The organism is Desulfobacca acetoxidans DSM 11109 (assembly GCF_000195295.1).
GTDB classification, from domain to species: domain Bacteria; phylum Desulfobacterota; class Desulfobaccia; order Desulfobaccales; family Desulfobaccaceae; genus Desulfobacca; species Desulfobacca acetoxidans.
In genome coordinates, this window is sequence record NC_015388.1 from 2,340,725 (window position 1) to 2,358,616 (window position 17,892).

18 protein-coding genes are annotated in these 17,892 nt (G+C 50.5%); 9 read left to right on the forward strand and 9 right to left on the reverse strand.

Translation table 11 applies throughout. The features are described 5' to 3' along the window. Positions 1-29 precede the first annotated feature (29 nt). From lptC to rimI, 9 genes are all read left to right on the forward strand, one after another. Entirely contained in the window at positions 30-551 is a 522-nt protein-coding gene (lptC, locus tag DESAC_RS10420) for an LPS export ABC transporter periplasmic protein LptC (RefSeq protein ID WP_013707033.1), read from the forward strand. Then, on the forward strand, positions 548-1,171 hold the full coding sequence (locus DESAC_RS15325) for an LptA/OstA family protein (protein WP_013707034.1): 624 nt from the start codon (positions 548-550) through the stop codon (positions 1,169-1,171). Before lptC ends, DESAC_RS15325 begins: the two co-directional genes overlap by 4 nt. Positions 1,172-1,195: 24 nt before the next feature. Further along, complete coding sequence (gene lptB / locus DESAC_RS10430; protein WP_013707035.1) at positions 1,196-1,918, forward strand: LPS export ABC transporter ATP-binding protein; 723 nt, start codon at positions 1,196-1,198, stop codon at positions 1,916-1,918. Between the two features lie 184 nt (positions 1,919-2,102). Then, positions 2,103-3,593: an RNA polymerase factor sigma-54 gene (rpoN, locus tag DESAC_RS10435; protein WP_013707036.1), complete on the forward strand. Its 1,491-nt coding sequence runs from the start codon at positions 2,103-2,105 to the stop codon at positions 3,591-3,593. A gap of 65 nt (positions 3,594-3,658) precedes the next feature. Next, the gene (hpf, locus tag DESAC_RS10440) at positions 3,659-4,201 is read left to right on the forward strand and encodes a ribosome hibernation-promoting factor, HPF/YfiA family (RefSeq protein WP_013707037.1); all 543 of its coding nucleotides are present in this window, start codon (positions 3,659-3,661) and stop codon (positions 4,199-4,201) included. Positions 4,202-4,216: 15 nt separating this feature from the next. Continuing rightward, on the forward strand, positions 4,217-4,678 hold the full coding sequence (locus DESAC_RS10445) for a PTS sugar transporter subunit IIA (RefSeq protein ID WP_013707038.1): 462 nt from the start codon (positions 4,217-4,219) through the stop codon (positions 4,676-4,678). Between the two features lie 218 nt (positions 4,679-4,896). Further along, on the forward strand, positions 4,897-5,784 hold the full coding sequence (gene rapZ, locus DESAC_RS10450; RefSeq protein ID WP_013707039.1) for an RNase adapter RapZ: 888 nt from the start codon (positions 4,897-4,899) through the stop codon (positions 5,782-5,784). Between the two features lie 12 nt (positions 5,785-5,796). Beyond that, positions 5,797-6,204: a PTS sugar transporter subunit IIA gene (locus DESAC_RS10455; protein WP_013707040.1), complete on the forward strand. Its 408-nt coding sequence runs from the start codon at positions 5,797-5,799 to the stop codon at positions 6,202-6,204. Beyond that, positions 6,182-6,670 (forward strand): ribosomal protein S18-alanine N-acetyltransferase, encoded by a 489-nt coding sequence (gene rimI / locus DESAC_RS10460; RefSeq protein ID WP_052301942.1) that lies wholly within the window; start codon positions 6,182-6,184, stop codon positions 6,668-6,670. The genes DESAC_RS10455 and rimI overlap by 23 nt, the downstream gene beginning before the upstream one ends. A 117-nt stretch (positions 6,671-6,787) precedes the next feature. Here rimI and DESAC_RS10465 read toward each other — a convergent pair whose 3' ends face one another. Genes DESAC_RS10465 through nuoD form a run of 9 tightly spaced genes read right to left on the reverse strand, consistent with a single transcriptional unit; the run spans position 6,788 to position 17,889 of the window. Further along, entirely contained in the window at positions 6,788-8,242 is a 1,455-nt protein-coding gene (locus DESAC_RS10465) for an NADH-quinone oxidoreductase subunit N (protein ID WP_013707042.1), read from the reverse strand. Beyond that, the gene (locus DESAC_RS10470; RefSeq protein ID WP_013707043.1) at positions 8,239-9,777 is read right to left on the reverse strand and encodes an NADH-quinone oxidoreductase subunit M; all 1,539 of its coding nucleotides are present in this window, start codon (positions 9,775-9,777) and stop codon (positions 8,239-8,241) included. The genes DESAC_RS10465 and DESAC_RS10470 overlap by 4 nt, the downstream gene beginning before the upstream one ends. A gap of 23 nt (positions 9,778-9,800) precedes the next feature. Next, positions 9,801-11,699 carry an NADH-quinone oxidoreductase subunit L gene (nuoL, locus tag DESAC_RS10475; protein ID WP_013707044.1) on the reverse strand — a complete coding sequence of 633 codons (1,899 nt, stop codon included), beginning with the start codon at positions 11,697-11,699 and terminating at the stop codon, positions 9,801-9,803. A gap of 10 nt (positions 11,700-11,709) precedes the next feature. Continuing rightward, the gene (gene nuoK, locus DESAC_RS10480; RefSeq protein ID WP_013707045.1) at positions 11,710-12,015 is read right to left on the reverse strand and encodes an NADH-quinone oxidoreductase subunit NuoK; all 306 of its coding nucleotides are present in this window, start codon (positions 12,013-12,015) and stop codon (positions 11,710-11,712) included. 24 nt (positions 12,016-12,039) lie between these two features. Beyond that, complete coding sequence (locus DESAC_RS10485) at positions 12,040-12,537, reverse strand: NADH-quinone oxidoreductase subunit J family protein (RefSeq protein ID WP_013707046.1); 498 nt, start codon at positions 12,535-12,537, stop codon at positions 12,040-12,042. 22 nt (positions 12,538-12,559) lie between these two features. Further along, complete coding sequence (locus DESAC_RS10490; RefSeq protein ID WP_013707047.1) at positions 12,560-12,964, reverse strand: NuoI/complex I 23 kDa subunit family protein; 405 nt, start codon at positions 12,962-12,964, stop codon at positions 12,560-12,562. Between the two features lie 9 nt (positions 12,965-12,973). After that, positions 12,974-13,999, reverse strand: coding sequence for an NADH-quinone oxidoreductase subunit NuoH (gene nuoH, locus DESAC_RS10495; RefSeq protein WP_013707048.1), 1,026 nt, complete (start codon positions 13,997-13,999; stop codon positions 12,974-12,976). Positions 14,000-14,003: 4 nt separating this feature from the next. Next, entirely contained in the window at positions 14,004-16,652 is a 2,649-nt protein-coding gene (locus tag DESAC_RS10500; RefSeq protein ID WP_013707049.1) for a molybdopterin-dependent oxidoreductase, read from the reverse strand. Between the two features lie 46 nt (positions 16,653-16,698). Next, positions 16,699-17,889 (reverse strand): NADH dehydrogenase (quinone) subunit D, encoded by a 1,191-nt coding sequence (gene nuoD, locus DESAC_RS10505; RefSeq protein WP_013707050.1) that lies wholly within the window; start codon positions 17,887-17,889, stop codon positions 16,699-16,701. Positions 17,890-17,892 lie beyond the last annotated feature (3 nt).

A 17,892-nucleotide genomic window follows, 5' to 3' on the forward strand; every position in this document is an offset into this window, starting at 1 on the left:
GTTTGCTGGCCTCGTGCCTGGGAGGGCTAATGGGTTTAATTCAACCCCTCTGGAGCGGGGAAGACCCCGGCGTAAGTTTACCACCTCCCACTATTGCCCCCGAGAAGCAGGCGGAGATGAAAGCGGTCCGCCTGACCGAGATTCAAGAGGGGGAGAAGAGATGGATCTTAACTGCGGTGGGGGCTGATTATTTGAAGGATCAGGATACGATCCAGCTCAGGAAAGTCTCGGTCGAAATCATCGGCAAAGATGACGATACTATTACCATCACCGGCAATATTGGTTTTATCAACCCCAAATCCCGTGAATTGACGCTGCAGGGAGACGTTCGAGCCGAAAGCAGGTCCTATGAATTTTCTAGCGATCTGGTGCGCTACGATCCGAAAGCCCGGGTTCTCAGTGCACCGGGAGAAGTCAAGGTCCAGGGGCCGCGCATTTATGTTGAGGGCAGAGGATTATCTATTGATCTTCAGCATAAGAAGCTTGACGTCGCCGAACACATCGTCACCCGCATGCAATTCTCGGGAAATATATGGAAGTTTAAACCATGAGGGCTATACCGCAAACATTCCTGCTGCTCATGCTCGGGTTGGGTCTTATGAGTTTTGCCGCCCCGCCATTATGCTATTCGCAGACCGACAATGTTCCTGGCCAGGAACAGCTACCACTCAATATCACCGCAGCCCGCCTGGAGGTGGACCATTCCCAACAGGTGATTTCCTTTCTCACCAAAGTTGAAGCCCGATATAAAGACCTTATTCTCTATACCGATCTTCTCAAAATCTTTTATCAGGCCAAAACCGAGACGCCCGGAGGCAAAACCTCAGCGGGACAAAAGGATGACAGTAAAGGAGCGGCTTCACCGTTGGGAGCGGTCGGAATCGAAAAAATTCTTCGCATCGAGGCCCTCGGGAATGTTCGGATTGTCCAACAGGATCGGGTGGCAACCGGCGAAAAGGCGATTTACTACACTCAGGAAGAGAAAATTGTGCTTTTGGGAAATCCTCAGCTTTGGCGGGGGGAGAGCAGTCTCAAAGGCCGAGAGATCGTCTTTTTCCTGAAGGATAATCGGGCGGTGGTGGAAGGCGACCCAGAGAAACGGGTAGAGGCCGTAATCTATCCGTCATCGAAATTTCAGGTTCCCGGTAAACCGGCTGCCAAAGCACCATGAGATAATCCTTTAGATAACAGAAATATGCACACCTTAAAAACCATCGAACTCACGAAGAGTTATCGGAACAAAAAGGTAGTTGACCATGTCTCCCTGGTGGTCCACAGCGGCGAGATCGTCGGTCTGTTAGGGCCGAACGGGGCTGGCAAAACCACCACTTTTTATATGATTGTGGGTATTATCAAACCGGACGCCGGGGATATTGTGATCGACGATCAGAGTATCTCACCACTGCCCATATTTCGGCGATCGCGTCTCGGGATCCAGTATCTCCCGCAAGAACCCTCGGTATTCCGAAAACTTACTGTAGCCGAAAACATCCTGGCTATCCTGCAGACACTGCCGCTTGCTTCACTGACCCGACAGACCAGATTGGATGGACTTCTCCAGGAGTTAAAGATTTCTCATCTGGCAAACAACAAGGCCTATTCCCTTTCGGGCGGTGAGCGTCGCCGGGTGGAAATAACCCGGGCCCTGGCAACCTCTCCCCGATTCGTTCTGTTAGACGAGCCTTTTGCCGGCATCGATCCTTTGGCGGTAAATGACATCCAAAATATCATTCACAAACTCAAAGAAAAAGGCCTGGGCATCTTGATCTCCGACCATAATGTCCGGGAAACCTTGGGGGTCTGCGACCGGGCCTATATCATGAATGAAGGTTCGATCCTGGAGGAAGGAACCCCGGAAAAAATTGTAGACAGCGATTTGGCCAAAAAAATTTACTTAGGAGAATCTTTTCGGTTATAATTTGAAAGTAGGCGCTTAGGCATCAGCATCCGGCTTCCAGCTAAAACAACATGTTAGGTAAACTCGCAATCCTGAGCGGTTATTGATTACCCTCAAGTTGAGGGTTGCCTTTGGAGCCGAAGACCGAACGCCATCGTATATGAGATAAATTACCATAGCTTTCTATCGGGTAAGCATTGATCCCATGGCCCTGGAAATTAAACAGACTCTTAAACTAACTCAGCAACTGATTATGACTCCTCAGTTGCAGCAGGCTATTAAGCTGTTGCAGCTCTCCCGTCTGGAATTATTGACTGCGATTAATCAGGAGCTGGAAACAAACCCGGTCTTGGAAGAGTCCCTCGCTGATGAGGAGCAGGAACCGGAATCCTGGGAAACCACCGCCAACCAGGAACCGATGCCTGAAAAAGATACGGGCGATAGCGCACCTTCGGAATTGACCGTGGAACCCCGGGTGAGCGATGATTTCGATTGGGAGGCTTACCTAGAAGACAAAAATCCGCCGGCTATTCGCCAGGAATGGGAAAATCGCGACGGCCCCACATTGGAAAACTTTTCCGCCGTCAGCACTTCCTTAAAGACGCATCTGCTCTGGCAGCTTCAAATGGCGCCTTTGACCAATGAGGAAAAATTTGTCGGCGCCCTGATCATCGGCAATATCGATGAAGACGGTTACCTCCAAACTACAACGGAGGAATTGGCGGCGGAGCTCCAGACCGATGCATCCCAGATAGAGGCGGTACTCAAAAAAATTCACGAATTTGAACCGGTGGGCGTCGGAGCGCGAGACTTGAAGGAATGTCTCCTGATCCAAGTTGAGGTCAAGGGCATCAGCCACCCGCTGGTTCGGCCCATCATAAAACATCACCTGAAAAACTTAGAAAATAGAAATTATACTGCAATCGCCAAAGATCTAAAAACCACCCACGAAGATATTGCGCAAGCATTGGAGATCATCTCGCAGTTGGAGCCCAAACCTGGACGTAGTTTTGATTCCATGGAGACGCGCTATATAAATCCGGATATCTTCGTGTATAAGATGGGAAATGATTATGAAATTTCCTTAAATGAGGACGGACTCCCCAAGTTGCGCATCAATAACTATTACCGGGAAGCCCTGAGCGGCAATACGAGTATCTCTGAAGAAACCAAAACATATATTCAAAACCGGTTGAAATCAGCCATCTGGTTTATTAAGAGCATCCATCAGCGGCAGAAAACCATCTACCGCGTTGCTCAAAGCATTGTCCGTTTTCAGGCGGATTTTTTCGATCGCGGCATCGCTCATCTTAAACCCCTGACCCTGCGGCAAGTGGCTGAAGATGTTCAGATGCACGAATCCACCATTAGCCGGGTTACCACGAATAAATACATGTATACTCCTCAGGGGGTTTTCGAACTGAAGTTCTTTTTCAATAGTGGCATCGCTCGCGTTCATGGTGAGCAGGTGGCTTCAGAGAGTGTAAAAGAGAAAATAAAGCAGATTGTAATGTCCGAAAATATTGAAAATCCTTATAGCGATCAGGATATTGTGAATCTGCTGAAACAATCGAATATTGTCATTGCCCGCCGCACCGTGGCAAAATACCGCGAAATGCTCGGGTTGTTATCATCCAGTAAACGTAAACGGATCATTACTCCTAAAAAGAAATTAATTGTTGATTCACATATTTGATAGGAGTCAATGAAACAGGCATAATCCCAGATCATGCCTTATTATGAAACATCGGAGAAAGATGAATGCAGATTTCCGTTACCTTCCGTCATGTTGAATCCTCTGAAGCATTGAAAGAATATGCCATCAAAAAATTGACGAAGATGGAAAAATATATTGACAGCCCCATGGAGGCCACCGTAGTCTTGGCTATCGAAAAGTTTCGTCATCAGGCCGATATTACGGTTACCGGAGATGGATTCAAAATAAAAGGACGGGAAGAGACCGGCGACATGTATTCGGCCATTGACTTGGCTCTGGAAAAAATCGAAAAGCAACTTAAGCGATTCCGTGAAAAACCACGGACTATCAAGGCATCGCGCAACCTCAAGACTCTCGGGGCCAAACTGAATGTGATCGCCGCTGCTGAAGCCGAAACAGACTCCCCGCAGATTATCCGAAGCCGGTCGCTGGAAGCAAAACCGATGGATTTGGAAGAAGCAGTCCTGCAGTTACAGCGCGGCAATGATGAAGTTCTCGTCTTTACCAATGCTCAAAGCACCGCCCTGAATATCCTCTATCGACGTAGAGACGGCAACTTTGGTCTCATAGAGCCGGAGCAGGGTTAGGACGAGTGATTTTTCATGAAAATCATTGATCTCTTGGATACCAGCCGGGTATCGCCCTTTCTTGCGGCAACAGATAAAAAAGGCGTCATTGAAGAACTGGCAGACACCCTTGTCAGAGGTAGCGATACCCTTGATCGGAACCTAGTGGTCAAGGTACTCATGGAACGGGAAAATTTAGGAAGTACCGGCATCGGGGATAATATTGCCATTCCGCACGGTAAACTGCCAGACTTGAAAAAACTGGTCCTCTGTTTCGGCCGCAGTATAGCCGGCGTCAATTTCGACTCCATGGACGGCAAACCGACGCACCTCTTCTTTCTCCTTATGGCGCCGGAAGAGTCAATCGGATTGCATCTCAAGGCGCTGGCGAAAATTTCCCGAATGTTGAAAGACTCATCTTTCCGCCGTAATCTTATGGAAGCGGCCGATGCAGATGAGATTCTGCGATTAATAGCCGCTGAAGACGCAAAATGTTGAATATCGCTGCTGGAAAGACTAACCGGAGCGAAGCACCCTGAATCAGAGAGCTTAACCGTCCCTAACGAAGCGACCGGCGGATGAAACACACCGGTTGATTGTTTTGTTTTTGGCTTTTCTTCTGACGATTGAAGACCTTTTAGGGCGGTACGGATGCCGCCCTGAATTTTCTACCGCATAGGCCGTCGGTCAAGACACCGGCTCTGGGTTCCGCCGGAATGGCAAATCTTTCTCCCAATCAGGAATTATTTCCGGTTTTGATCATCACCGGTCTTTCAGGCTCAGGCAAAAGCACTGCCTTGAGGGCTTTGGAGGATATCGGCTATTTTTGCATCGATAATCTTCCCATTCACCTAGCCCCAAAATTTCTCCAGTTGCGAGCCCAGATTACTCAGGAAGACATGAAAATTGCCTTCGGCATGGATGTGCGTACCAAAGGATTTATCGAACACCACGGCACTCTCTTCCAGGAACTCAGGGGAATGGGCTATCAACTTCATATCATTTTTCTGGAAGCCAGTGACCAGGTGCTCATACAACGGTTTAGCCAGACCCGGCGCCACCATCCTCTGGCGGAAAATGAGTCGATCGCCGCAGCTATTCAAAAGGAGAGAAGAAAACTCCAGAATCTGCGCCAAGATGCCACCCGCACTATCGATACCTCTTCTATGACCGTTCACGATCTGCGCGTACTCATCATGGAAGAATACAGTCAATTTCCCCTAACCCGCCGGCTCCACCTCCACATCATCTCTTTCGGCTTCAAATATGGGCTGCCGCCCGAAGCCGATATTGTCATGGACGTGCGGTTTCTCCCCAATCCCTTTTTTATTAAGGATTTAAAAGAATTAAATGGATTAGAGTTGCCGGTTCAGGATTACGTGTTAGGCAGAGAAGAGACCAGGGAATTTATCGGTCGTTTTTTTACGATGTTGGATTATCTGATTCCCAACTACCAGAAAGAGGGGAAAACCCATTTAACGGTTGCCATAGGCTGCTCCGGTGGACACCACCGTTCGGTTGTCATCGCCAATGCCCTGAAAAACCATCTGCAGAGTATCGGCCATCCGCTTACTATTAATCATCGGGATATCACGCACGAATAGGAGTTCTTGTTTATGGTCGGAGTCTTAATTGTCACCCACCTACAATTGGCTGAGGCCCTCTTATCCGCCTCCGATCTGATCTTAGGTCGCTTGGAAAAGGTGGCAGCAGTATCATTAGACCCGAATGCCATGCCGGATGAGGCCCGCCAACAGATCGCTGATGGTCTGGCCAGACTCAATTCCAGCGACGGGGTCCTGCTCTTGACCGATATGTTTGGCGGTACTCCCTCAAATCTTTGTCTCTCTTTTCTCAAAGAAAATCAGGTAGAGGTGATAAGCGGCGTCAATCTGCCAATGCTAATTAAAGTAAACCATCTGCGAAATGATAAATCCGCCAGTCTGAGAGAAATGGCCCTGGCTCTGAAACAATCCGGTCAAGAAGGTATAACCGTTGCGAGTGAACTCCTGCATAAGAAATAACCCTGAAACCTCTAACCTCATTTTTTCCCTTGCTACCGCTGACGATCTCGATGAACTTGTGGCCATCGAAAACCAAGCGTTTCCCTTTCCCTGGCCGTGCCAACACTTTATCGCAGAACTGGCAAAGGATTATTCTCGCACTCTCTTGGCAATTCGACAGAACCGGCAGGAACGGGAAATTTGCGGCTATATTATTTTCTGGCTTATCTTCGATGAAATGCACATCCTTAACTTGGCAGTCAAAACTGGCTACCGCCGCCAGGGGATCGCCCGCGCCTTAATTCATCGTGCCATGCAAACCGCTAGCTGCAATCAGGTTAGGATTGTCTGGCTGGAGGTCAGGCCATCAAACCAGGCAGCCTTGTCACTCTATCATTCTTTAGGATTCCGCTGTGTGGCGAGAAGAAAGAAATACTACTCTGAGACGGGAGAAGATGCCCTGATTATGTCCCGGGCATTACCCTAATCAGCAAGGTTACAAGTTCCGTGATAAAACTGCTGTCACGTCTAATTTCTTATGATCTTGAATCCGCATCAAAAAAAAGGGGCCCGGAGGCCCCTTAATTGCTAACTCTCATCGAATCTAAATGCCCAAGATCTTAACCGAACTCAGGGCCAGATTGTAGATGCTGTTGGGGAAGATGCCGATCGCCAGAACGGCAATAGCGCTAAAGACCAATGTTGTCGTCATGGTAGCATTCAGAGGAACCGGACCCAGATCGGCTTCGGCAGGATACATATACATAATGACAATGATCCTGAGATAGTAGTAAACTGAAATCAGGCTGTTGAGCACACCGATAATAACCAGCCAGATATAACCGGCTTCCACCGCGGCGGAAAAAATATAGAATTTGCCGATAAACCCGGCTGTCGGCGGCATACCCACCAGGCTGAACATAAAGACCGACATGAGTAGGGCCATTCCCGGATATTGGAAACCGACGCCGCTATAGTCATAAATATTCAGGCAACTGTCTTTCTTCCGGGACACGAGGATAACGACGCCAAAGGCCCCTAGATTCATCAGGGTGTATGCCAAGAGATAGTACAGAATGCCGATCCCGCCTAATTGATTCCCGGCTACTAATCCCACCAGGATGTAACCTGCGTGGGCAATAGAGGAATATGCCAACATGCGCTTGATATTGGTCTGCGCCAGAGCCGTGACGTTGCCTATCGTCATAGTCGCTACCGCTACTACCCACAGCAGCATATCCCAATCCATCCGCACGGATGGGAAGACCTCCATAAAGACCCGCAAGAATGCCGCAAACGCCGCAGCCTTGGTTCCCACCGACATAAAGGCGGTAATCGAAGTCGGAGCGCCTTCATAGACATCAGGGGTCCACATATGGAAAGGGACCAGGGAGACCTTGAAGCCGAACCCTACTACCAAGAGACCCAACCCGAGATAGGTCAAGGGATTCATGCCGCCTGACTTTATTACCTTGGCCAGATCGGCGAGATACATCGTGCCCGTCCCGCCGTACAGCATTGCCATACCGAACAGCAGGAAAGCAGAGGAAAACCCGCCCAGGAGCAGGTATTTCAACGCCGCTTCGTTAGATTTCGCTTCTTCCCGGAACATTCCGGATAAGATATATATCGGAATCGACAATACTTCAACGCCCAGGAAGATGGTCACTAAATTCCCACCAGCGGCCAACAGCATCATACCGACGGCAGCGAATAGCATCAGGGCATAGTACTCACCGCAACTTTTATGGTATTCCTCCATATATCTGATTGACAACGCGACGCTGATGCCAGTGCCAATAAGAAACACCACATAAAAATAGAATGAGAAGTTATCCACATAAATCATGCGGGAAAAATCAGCGCCCTGGCGGTCCCATAACCACACCGTTTGTACCAAGGCTATCAGCACCGCGGTGAGCGCTATCTGATGAAAATGTCCTTTTTTTACCCCCTTGATGGAAAAGGCGTCCACCAAAAGGAGGAGCAGCCCGGCCACGCTAAGGGTGATTAAAGGCCCGATGTTGGTAAGACTAATACTTGGTATATCAATGCTCATCTCTGGTCCCCCTTAACCATCACATCAGCTACAGCCACTTTGGTGGCTTTGGCTTTCTCCATCATGGCGACAAAATTGGCAGTTGACGCCTTAGTTTTATCAAGGAAGGTATTCGGATACACCCCGATCCAAACAATAAATACTAATATCGGCAGCAGAACTACAACTTCCCGCATGGATAGGTCTTTAAGGTTACGGTTCTTCTCGTTTGTTATGGTGCCAAACATGACTCTCTGGAACATCCACAGCATATAGGCAGCAGCAAATATGACCCCCGAGGCGGCAAAGATGGCAAAGACTTTATTAGTCTTAAATGCTCCCAGCAGGATCAGATATTCACCGACAAACCCGTTCAGGCCGGGCAACCCGATTGACGACAGGGTAACAACCATAAATATGGTAGCGTATACCGGCATTACCTTTGATAAACCACCAAAATCGGCAATCATTCGAGTATGCCGGCGCTCATAGACCATTCCGACGATCAAAAACAAGGCCCCGGTGGAAAGCCCATGGTTGATCATCTGGATGATTCCCCCTTGGACCCCGGCCATGGTGTAAGTAAACAGACCCAGCATGACAAAACCTAAATGGCTGACAGAAGAGAACGCTACCAGCCGCTTTAAATCAACCTGCACCAGAGATACCAAGGCACCGTATACGATACCAATCACCGCCAGAATACTAAAGAGCGGCACAAAATACCAGGCGGCGTCGGGGAACATCGGCATATTAAACCGCAGGAAGCCATAGGTTCCCATCTTCAATAGGACCGCGGCCAGGATAACACTGCCAACGGTTGGGGCTTCGGTGTGAGCATCCGGCAACCAGGTGTGCACCGGAAACATCGGCACTTTAATGGCAAAAGCCAACCCGAAGGCCAGAAACATCCAAAACTGCATCATGAACGGGATCTGCAGACCGTACATCTTCAGCAGATCGAAGGTATAGACGCCGGTAACCTTGTAGTTGTAAAAATACAACACCAGGATGGCAACTAACATCAACAGACTGCCAACCATGGTGAAGATGAAAAACTTTACCGCCGCATAGATCCGCCGGGCGGGATTGCCCCATACGCCGATCAAAAGATACATCGGGATGAGCATAATTTCCCAAAAGATGTAGAAGAGGAAGAGATCCAAAGAGACAAAGACACCGATCATACCTGTCTGTAAAAACAGCAGACAGATCATAAACTCCTTTACTTTGCTCTGAATATCTTCCCAGCAGGCCAGTACGCAGATAGGAGTGATAAACGTGGTTAGCAACACCAACAGCAGGGAAATACCGTCGATGCCGATATAATAGCTGATCCCGTAGGCAGGAAACCAGCTATACCTCTCCACAAATTGCATGGCCGCTGATCCGCCGTCGAACCCGAACCATAAAGGCAACGAGATGATAAATTCCAGCAAGGCAAACGCCATGGCAGTGCCTTTTATCAGCCATTGATTTTCGCGGTTCAACATCATGATCAGGGCCACCCCGACCATGGGGAGCAGAATCAATATAGATAAAATCGGAAAATTCATTGAGTTAACTCCTTATCCCCCTACTACCGGCCAAGATAATAGCCTGTGATGACCGCTACGCCGATCAAGATCCCCAGAGCATAATTTTGGACATAGCCGGTTTCCAATTTTCTAATAACCGTGCTGAACCAATCAATAAGCCATGCCGTTCCGTTAACGGCGCCATCAATAACTTTGCTATCCGCTTCCTGCCACAAGAAAACCGATCCGTTCTTTATCGGCTCAACCACCGTGGCATCATAAATTTCATCGACATAGTACTTGTTGTAAATCAGATCATACAACACCGGAACTTTGGCCGTGACCTCGGCCGGCAATTCAGGCTGCTTGATATACATCTTGTATGCTGCGCATATACCTACAATCGCCACACCCATACTTACCAGCATCATCATGATTTCAAAAGACATTGCGTGATGAACTTCCGGACGGGCTACGTGGGTGATCGCCGGGCTTAAGAAGTCATGAAAGAGATTCCAGCCCTGAATCAGGGGAATACCGACAAAGCCGCCTACAGTGGAAAGCACCGCTAAAACAATCAACGGTATGGTCATCACCGGGGGGGATTCATGCGGATGCACATGCGAATCCCACCGCCGTTCCCCGTAAAAGGTCATGAATATTAGACGAAACATGTAAAAAGCGGTCATTAAGGCGGCTGTCGTGGCTACCGCCCAATAGGCAACATGCCCGTCTATTAATGCCTTATAAAGAATTTCGTCCTTGCTGAAGAACCCGGCAAAAGGAAAGATCCCGGCGATGGCCAGGGTTCCGGCCATCATAACCCCGAAGGTGATTGGCATCTTGCCTCTCAAGTCACCCATCTTTCGCATATCCTGTTCGCCATGCATGCCGTGGATAACGCTGCCGGAACCGAGGAAGAGCAGGGCCTTAAAAAAAGCGTGGGTCATAAGATGGAAAATTGCTGCAATGAATGCCCCTACACCACAGGCCAGAAACATAAACCCCAACTGGCTGACGGTGGAATACGCCAGAACCCGCTTGATATCGTTCTGAGCCAGACCGATAGAGGCCGACATAAAAGCCGTAGCCAGACCAACCACCGCCACCACCGTCATTGAGATCGGCGCCAGCGCATAGAGGGCGCTACAGCGCGCCACCATATACACGCCCGCCGTAACCATGGTGGCGGCATGGATCAGGGCGCTGACCGGAGTGGGACCTTCCATGGCATCGGGCAGCCAGGTAAAAAGGGGAATCTGGGCCGATTTACCGGTGGCCCCCAGGAAGAGCAACAGAGTAATGACGGTAACGACCACGTCCCCTACCGGCAGGCCATGCGCCTGGGTAAAGACTTCCCGGAAGTTGATGGTCCCGAAGGTATAGAAGATGAGAAAGATGCCGAGTAAAAATCCGAAGTCGCCGACCCGGTTGACCACAAAGGCCTTCTTGCCGGCGTCACTGGCGGATTGTTTCTCATACCAATAACCGATCAGCAGGTAAGAGCACAGCCCCACGCCTTCCCAACCGACAAACATCAGCAGGAAGTTATTGGCCATGACCAGAATCAGCATATTAACCACAAAGAGGTTCAGGTATGAGAAGAAGCGGGGATAATCAGGATCATCATGCATATACCCGACCGAATAGACATGGATGATAAATCCCACGCCCGAAACGACCAGGAGCATCACCAGAGATAAGGGGTCTACCAAAAAACCCGCCTGGGCATTAAAACTTCCAGAGGTGATCCAGTTAAAGACAACCACCTCGATAGGCTTGACATTAGCAGGTAGATGGATAAATTCCCAGAAGGCTCCTATAACATAAGCAAATGATAAACCTACAGTTACAGGCCCGACAATGCTGATTGTCTGTCTGGAAACCTTCCTGCCCAACAGGCCATTGAATAAAAAGCCGATCAACGGAAAAACAGGCACCAACCATATGTATTCTATCATGGCCTGCTCCTTACCACTTCATGATATTGAGTTCATCAACATACACGGTGCCTTTGTTGCGGAATATGACATAGATCAGAGCCAATCCCACGGCAACTTCAGCAGCCGCCACCACCATGACAAAAAACACAAACATCTGCCCGTCGATGGCCTTATAATAATCTGAGAAGGCTATGAGAGCGAGATTAACGGCATTCAACATCATCTCAATACACATGAAGATGATTATTGCATTCCGCCGGATTAACACCCCGACCACACCAATGGCGAACAGGGCGCAACTTACCGCCAAATAATAGGTTATCGGCATCACCATGTTTATCTCCTGCGAAACCCTTACTTAGTCCACTTTGGTCTTGGCCAAGATCACGGCACCTACAACTGCGACCAGCAATAAGATTGAAGTAACTTCAAACGGCAGCAGGTAATCAGTGAAAAGTGATTTAGCCACCATTTCTGTTGTGCCAAAATCGGCCGCCATGCCTTTGCCGGGAGGCAGCTTCAATCTGGTGATGGTATAGATTACCAAAGCCGCCGTGCCTGTTGCCAAGGAAGCCCCCAGGATTTTTTGGCCGATATGCAGCTGCGCCCCCCCCTCCTCGGGTTGCCGTAGATTCAGCAACATAATGACAAACAGGAACAGAACCATGATGGCGCCGGCATAGACAATAATCTGTACCGCGGCAATAAATTGAGCATTCGCCAGGAGGTATATGCCTGCCAGGGCAAAGAAGTTCAACACCAGATAGAGGGCGCTGCGCACCGGATTTACCTGGATCACCACCATGATCCCGGAGATCAAAGCAGTTGCGGCTAATAGAAAAAATATTATGTGCATCCTTTAATCTCCTCGGACTGGATTAACTCTTTTTCTTGAGCATTTCAAGATCATACAGCAAAGCACTCTTATCGTATTGCGCCAGCTCGTATTCTTTATTGAGAGCTATAGCTGCTTTGGGACAGGCTTCCTGGCAGAAACCGCAGAATATGCATCGGGTCAAATCTATCTCAAACCTTATGGGATATTTTTCTCCGTAGGTCCCCTCGGCGGCTTCAATGGCGAGAATTGCTTGCGAAGGGCAGACCGTCTTGCACAAAGTGCAGGCAACACACTTTACCTTCCCGTTTTCATGGAGTTGCAGTTCAGGCCGCCCACGGAAGCGGTCGCTGACTGGCCGTCTTTCTTCTGGGTATTGGATCGTGATCGGCTTGGAAATAAGAGCCTTGAACGTTGTCCCCAACCCTTTAAGCAGTGGAATTATCATATGGCACCTTTAAAAATAGAGCATGGCGACGCCGGTGATAAGTATGTTGACCAGAGCCAGGGGCAACATGACTTTCCAACCTAAATACATCAGTTGATCAAACCGGAAGCGCGGAAAGGTTCCTCTGACCCAGATGAAAAAGAAGATCACAGCAAACGTCTTTAATAAAAACCAGACCACCGGAGGTAAATACGGCCCATACCAGCCACCCAGATAGAGCGTCGTCGTGAGCGCACTGGCAATAACCACATGCCCGTATTCCCCCATCATCAACAGACCCCATTTCATCGAGCTGTATTCCGTCTGATAGCCGGCTACCAACTCATTTTCGCATTCAATGAGGTCAAACGGGGTTCGGGCACACTCCGCAAAGGCAGCGGTAAGAAAGAGGATGAACCCGAGTGGCTGATACACTATAAACCACATGTCCTTCTGGGCTTCCACGATCTTCACCAGGCTTAAACTCCCGGCCAGCATAAGCACCCCGATGATTGACAACCCCAAGGCCAGTTCGTAGCTAATCATCTGGGCCGACAGCCGCAACCCGCCAAGGAGCGAATACTTGTTGTTCGACGCCCAACCGCCGATAACTGCACCATACACTGCCATTCCCGCCACTGCAAAGATATAGAGGATGCCGATATTAACATCCGCAATCACCCCGCGGTTCAGACTGGCCACCGTCAGATCAAGGGTTTGACCATAAATGGTAATCTGGTCCGGTAGTATCTTATCTGCAAAAGGAATCGCCGCTAAAGGCAGAAACGCCGTCAATCCGACAATCATCGGCGCCAGCACAAACAAGACTTTATTTGCACTTGGCGGGGTAAAATCCTCTTTAAAGATCAGTTTGATCGCATCTGCCAGGGGCTGCAATAATCCCCAGGGACCTACCCGATTGGGACCGTAACGGAATTGGAGAAAACCCAAAACCTTACGCTCCATCAGCACGACGTAGGCGATGGTAGTGAGAAACACCACAAAGACAATGAGCGTCTTCACCACCAGGACCCCGACTAGTAACGGCAGGTTCATAGCTTTAACCCTTCTGAATAGTCACGCGACAAAGGTTTGAATTTAAGGTTAAGGTGTTCGCCATCGGGTCAGCAAAATGATCCGCCAGGAAGACCACCCCCGCCGGCATCTCCTCCGTGAGCGCCACCGTGACCGCAATACTACCCTGATTCGAACTGACAGTAACTTTTTCAGCAGCTGCAATCCCTAGAGCAGCAGCGTCATCCGGATTCATCTTCAACACCTGCCCGGAGAGGATGGTCATCGGACCGGCCGCCCAAGTGGTGAAGCTGCCAGAATGCCCCATGGTTTTCCCGACGATGAGGGTAAACGGCCCCTCTCCCGAAATATCCACCTCGGGACTAAAGGGGACAAACGTGCCTTTAACCTCCGCGGTGATAGACGGACAGGGCCAGCGGTAACCGGGCTGGATTCCGGCATAGAGCGGCATGCCTGCCGACATCTCTCTAAAGATGTCCTCTTCATTGGCATACTCCATGGGAACATCCAGCTTTCGACTGAGGTCAGCAATGATCTGCCAACCGGGCCTGACTCCATTGGTGCCAACCGCGGCTTGCAATCTCCCCAGTTTGCCGTCGGTGTTGGTGTAGGTGCCGTTCACTTCAGCATGAATGGCGACCGGCAACACGACATCGGCTACCTTGGCCGTCTCCGTCATAAAGGCGCCTTGCATGACAATAAATTTAGCCTTCTGCAAAATACCCAGCACCCGTGTACTATTGGGCAACTGCCGCACCATGTCGCCGCCCATGATATAAAAGGCCTGCGGCGCATTAACGGCGTTATTTTCCAGTTTGCTCAGAGCTTCATCCAGCGGCATCCCGGCAAGGGTCGAAGGCGCCTTTCCCCATATGTCAGTAAAGGCCGTCCCGCCGCCTAATTCCTGATAGCCCGGCAGCAGGTTGGGCAGCACCCCGACGTCGCAGACACCGTGAGTGTTATTTTTCTCCGCGATGGGGTAGAGCCCGCTGCCTGGATTGCACGGCTGGCCGATAAGCAGGAAAAGATTAGCGATAGCCACGGCGTTTTCTTTGCCTTGGACCTGAGCCAGCACATCATTGCCGAAGATAATCGCCGGCGCTTGGGCCTGAGCCAAAAGCTTTCCAGCTTCTCGCAGGTCCCCGACCAGAACACCGGTCCTGCTTTTGATATCCTGCAAAGGCGCCTTCAGCAGGTTCTCTTTGAAAACCTCGAAACCCTCGGCTGCTAAATAGGGCTCATGGCCAGGCTTGCCCTCGAGCACCGCCTCCATCAAGCCGACCAGCAAGGCCCGTTCGCTTCCCGGTTTATAGCGCATTTTAAGGTGTGCATACCGATCATATTTGGTTTTCCGGGGATTGGCGACGATCAACCGGAAATTTTCATTTTGCAGGGCCTTCATGAGCTGCCAACCATAAGGCGGCATTTCCGGCGTAACATCAGCACCCAGGACCAGCACGACGTCAGCCTGAGATAATTTCTCGCAATCGCCTAACACAAAAGGAAAGCCTTTGCCTTTGGCGCCTTCCTCCAACATGAGCGGGCTGTGAAACGGCTTGCTGATTTTCTGCCGCTCCGGATTGATCCCTTCAATCTCAGGCTTGCCGAAGACCTCGGCTATCCCCTCCAAGGCCCGGAGATAGTTATATCTGGCCGGGTTGTCGATCTGATTTGATCCCAAACCGACTCGGAAGAGTTTCTGCAAGAGATAATTGGCTTCATTCGAGGCCCGGGGAGATCCGATGCCATAGACGGCGCCGGAACCGCTCTTGGCCATCACCTGCATCAAACCTTGTGCGGCGAACTCCAACGCCTCGTCCCAGGTAGCCTCGACGAACTGTCCACCCTTCTTAATGAGAGGAGTCTTGATCCGTTCCGGCGAATTCAAGACGCCAAAACCGAAGCGACCCCGCATACAAAGGAGCGGATTCTCCGCCTCCCGGCTGACTCGCAGGACCTTGCCATCCTTGACGTTCACCTGGTAATTACAACCCCCGCCGCAGAACTGGCAAATGGTCTCCGATTGCGTCATCTCCCAACTGCGGGCGCTGTACTTGAACAGCTTATTGATCAAGGCCCCGACCGGACAGACCTCAATACAGGTGCCACAGAACTCGCAGTTCAATGGCTGCTGACCGCTGCCCAGATCCGTGAAATATCCCCGGTTCTCAAAATTAATGGCGCTGGCCCCTACCCTCTCCCGACAGACGCGCACACACCGGCCGCAGGTGACGCACCGGGTGTTATAACGTTCGATGAGGGGCGATTCAACATCATTGTTTATGGGCTTACGCGCCGCTTCATAATCTACTTCGGCTATGCCAAGTTCATGCGTGAGATTCTGCAGCTCGCATTCGCCCCCTTTGTCACACCAGGGGCAATCCAGCGGGTGGTTGACCAGCATGAATTTCACCAATTCCCGACGGATACTCTTGATCCGCTCGGAATTGGTAATAACTTCCATCCCCTCGCTCACCCTGGTGGTACAGGCGGGTTGCGGTCTGGGGGGGCCGGGCTTGACTTCCACCACGCAAATCCGGCACGAGCCGATGGCTTTGATAGCCGGATGGTAGCAGAGAAAGGGTATACGTATTCCGTTCGCCTGCGCAGCCTGGAGAATAGTTTTTCCCTCTTCCACCTGTATTGCTTTGCCATCGATCGTCAGATTGATCATTGTTATTTCCTAATAGTTTGACAGGTATCGGTCGTCATCGCTGTGCTTACCGGTCCACGTCGGCTAACACAATATCCATCGTTCCAATGAGGGCAATAATATCAGACAACAGACGCCCTTTTGCCAATATCTTGGTGGGTGACAGGTTAATAAACGACGGACCCCTGACCTTCACCCGGAATGGTTTCGGACTGCCGTCACTGATGATATAAAAGCCCAACTCGCCTTTGGGGGCCTCAATAGCATGATAAACCTCGCCCGCAGGAGGAGTCAGACCTCTTTCAATAAGCAGAAAATGATTAATTAATGCTTCAATATTGTTATACACCTTCTCCTTGGGAGGCAGGCTGACCGTGGGATCATCGACGTTGACCTCTCCCTCCGGCAGCTTTTCCAACACCTGCCGACAGATCCGGTTGCTCTGCACCATCTCCTCCATGCGAACCAGATAGCGGTCGTAGGTGTCGCCATTCTGTCCCAAAGGCACGACAAAGTCAAAATCCTGGTAGCTGGAATACGGCGTATCCCGCCGAATATCCCAATCAACCCCCGAACCGCGGGCCATGGGACCGGACCAACCCCAATCGATGGCCTCTTCTCTAGTCATAATGCCCACGTCCTTGGTGCGGGCAATCCAGATGCGGTTTTTGGTTAGCAGATTGTGGTAATCCTTAATTTTTTCCGGAAAGGCCTTGACAAATTCCCAGGCCTTCTCAACAAACCCGGGCGGTAAATCTGCCGCCAAACCGCCAATCCGGAGATAGCAGGGAAAGAGCCGACCACCCCATGCCATCTCAAAGAGGTCCATGAGCTGCTCCCGTTCGCGAAAAGCAAAGAACAGAGGAGTCATGGCGCCTAAATCGTGGCCGTGGGTTCCCAGCCAGAAGAGATGGCTGGAGATCCGGGTGAACTCCGCCATGAGAACCCGGATATACTGGGCCCGCTTAGGGACTTCGACGCCCAGCAGCTTTTCCACTGCCAGGACATAGCCCAGGTTATTGGCGGTGCCGGCCAGATAATCCAACCTATCAGTCAGCGGCAGACACTGATGGTAGGTGCGGTTCTCGCACATCTTTTCGATACCCCGGTGCAAGTAGCCGATATCTGGGTCGGCGTTAACGATCACTTCCCCATCCAGCTCCAACCAGACCCTGAGCACGCCGTGGGTACTGGGGTGCTGCGGACCCAGGTTCAGGAGCATGGTCTCGGTGCGAGGTGCTAATTCGGCGCTATTCATCGT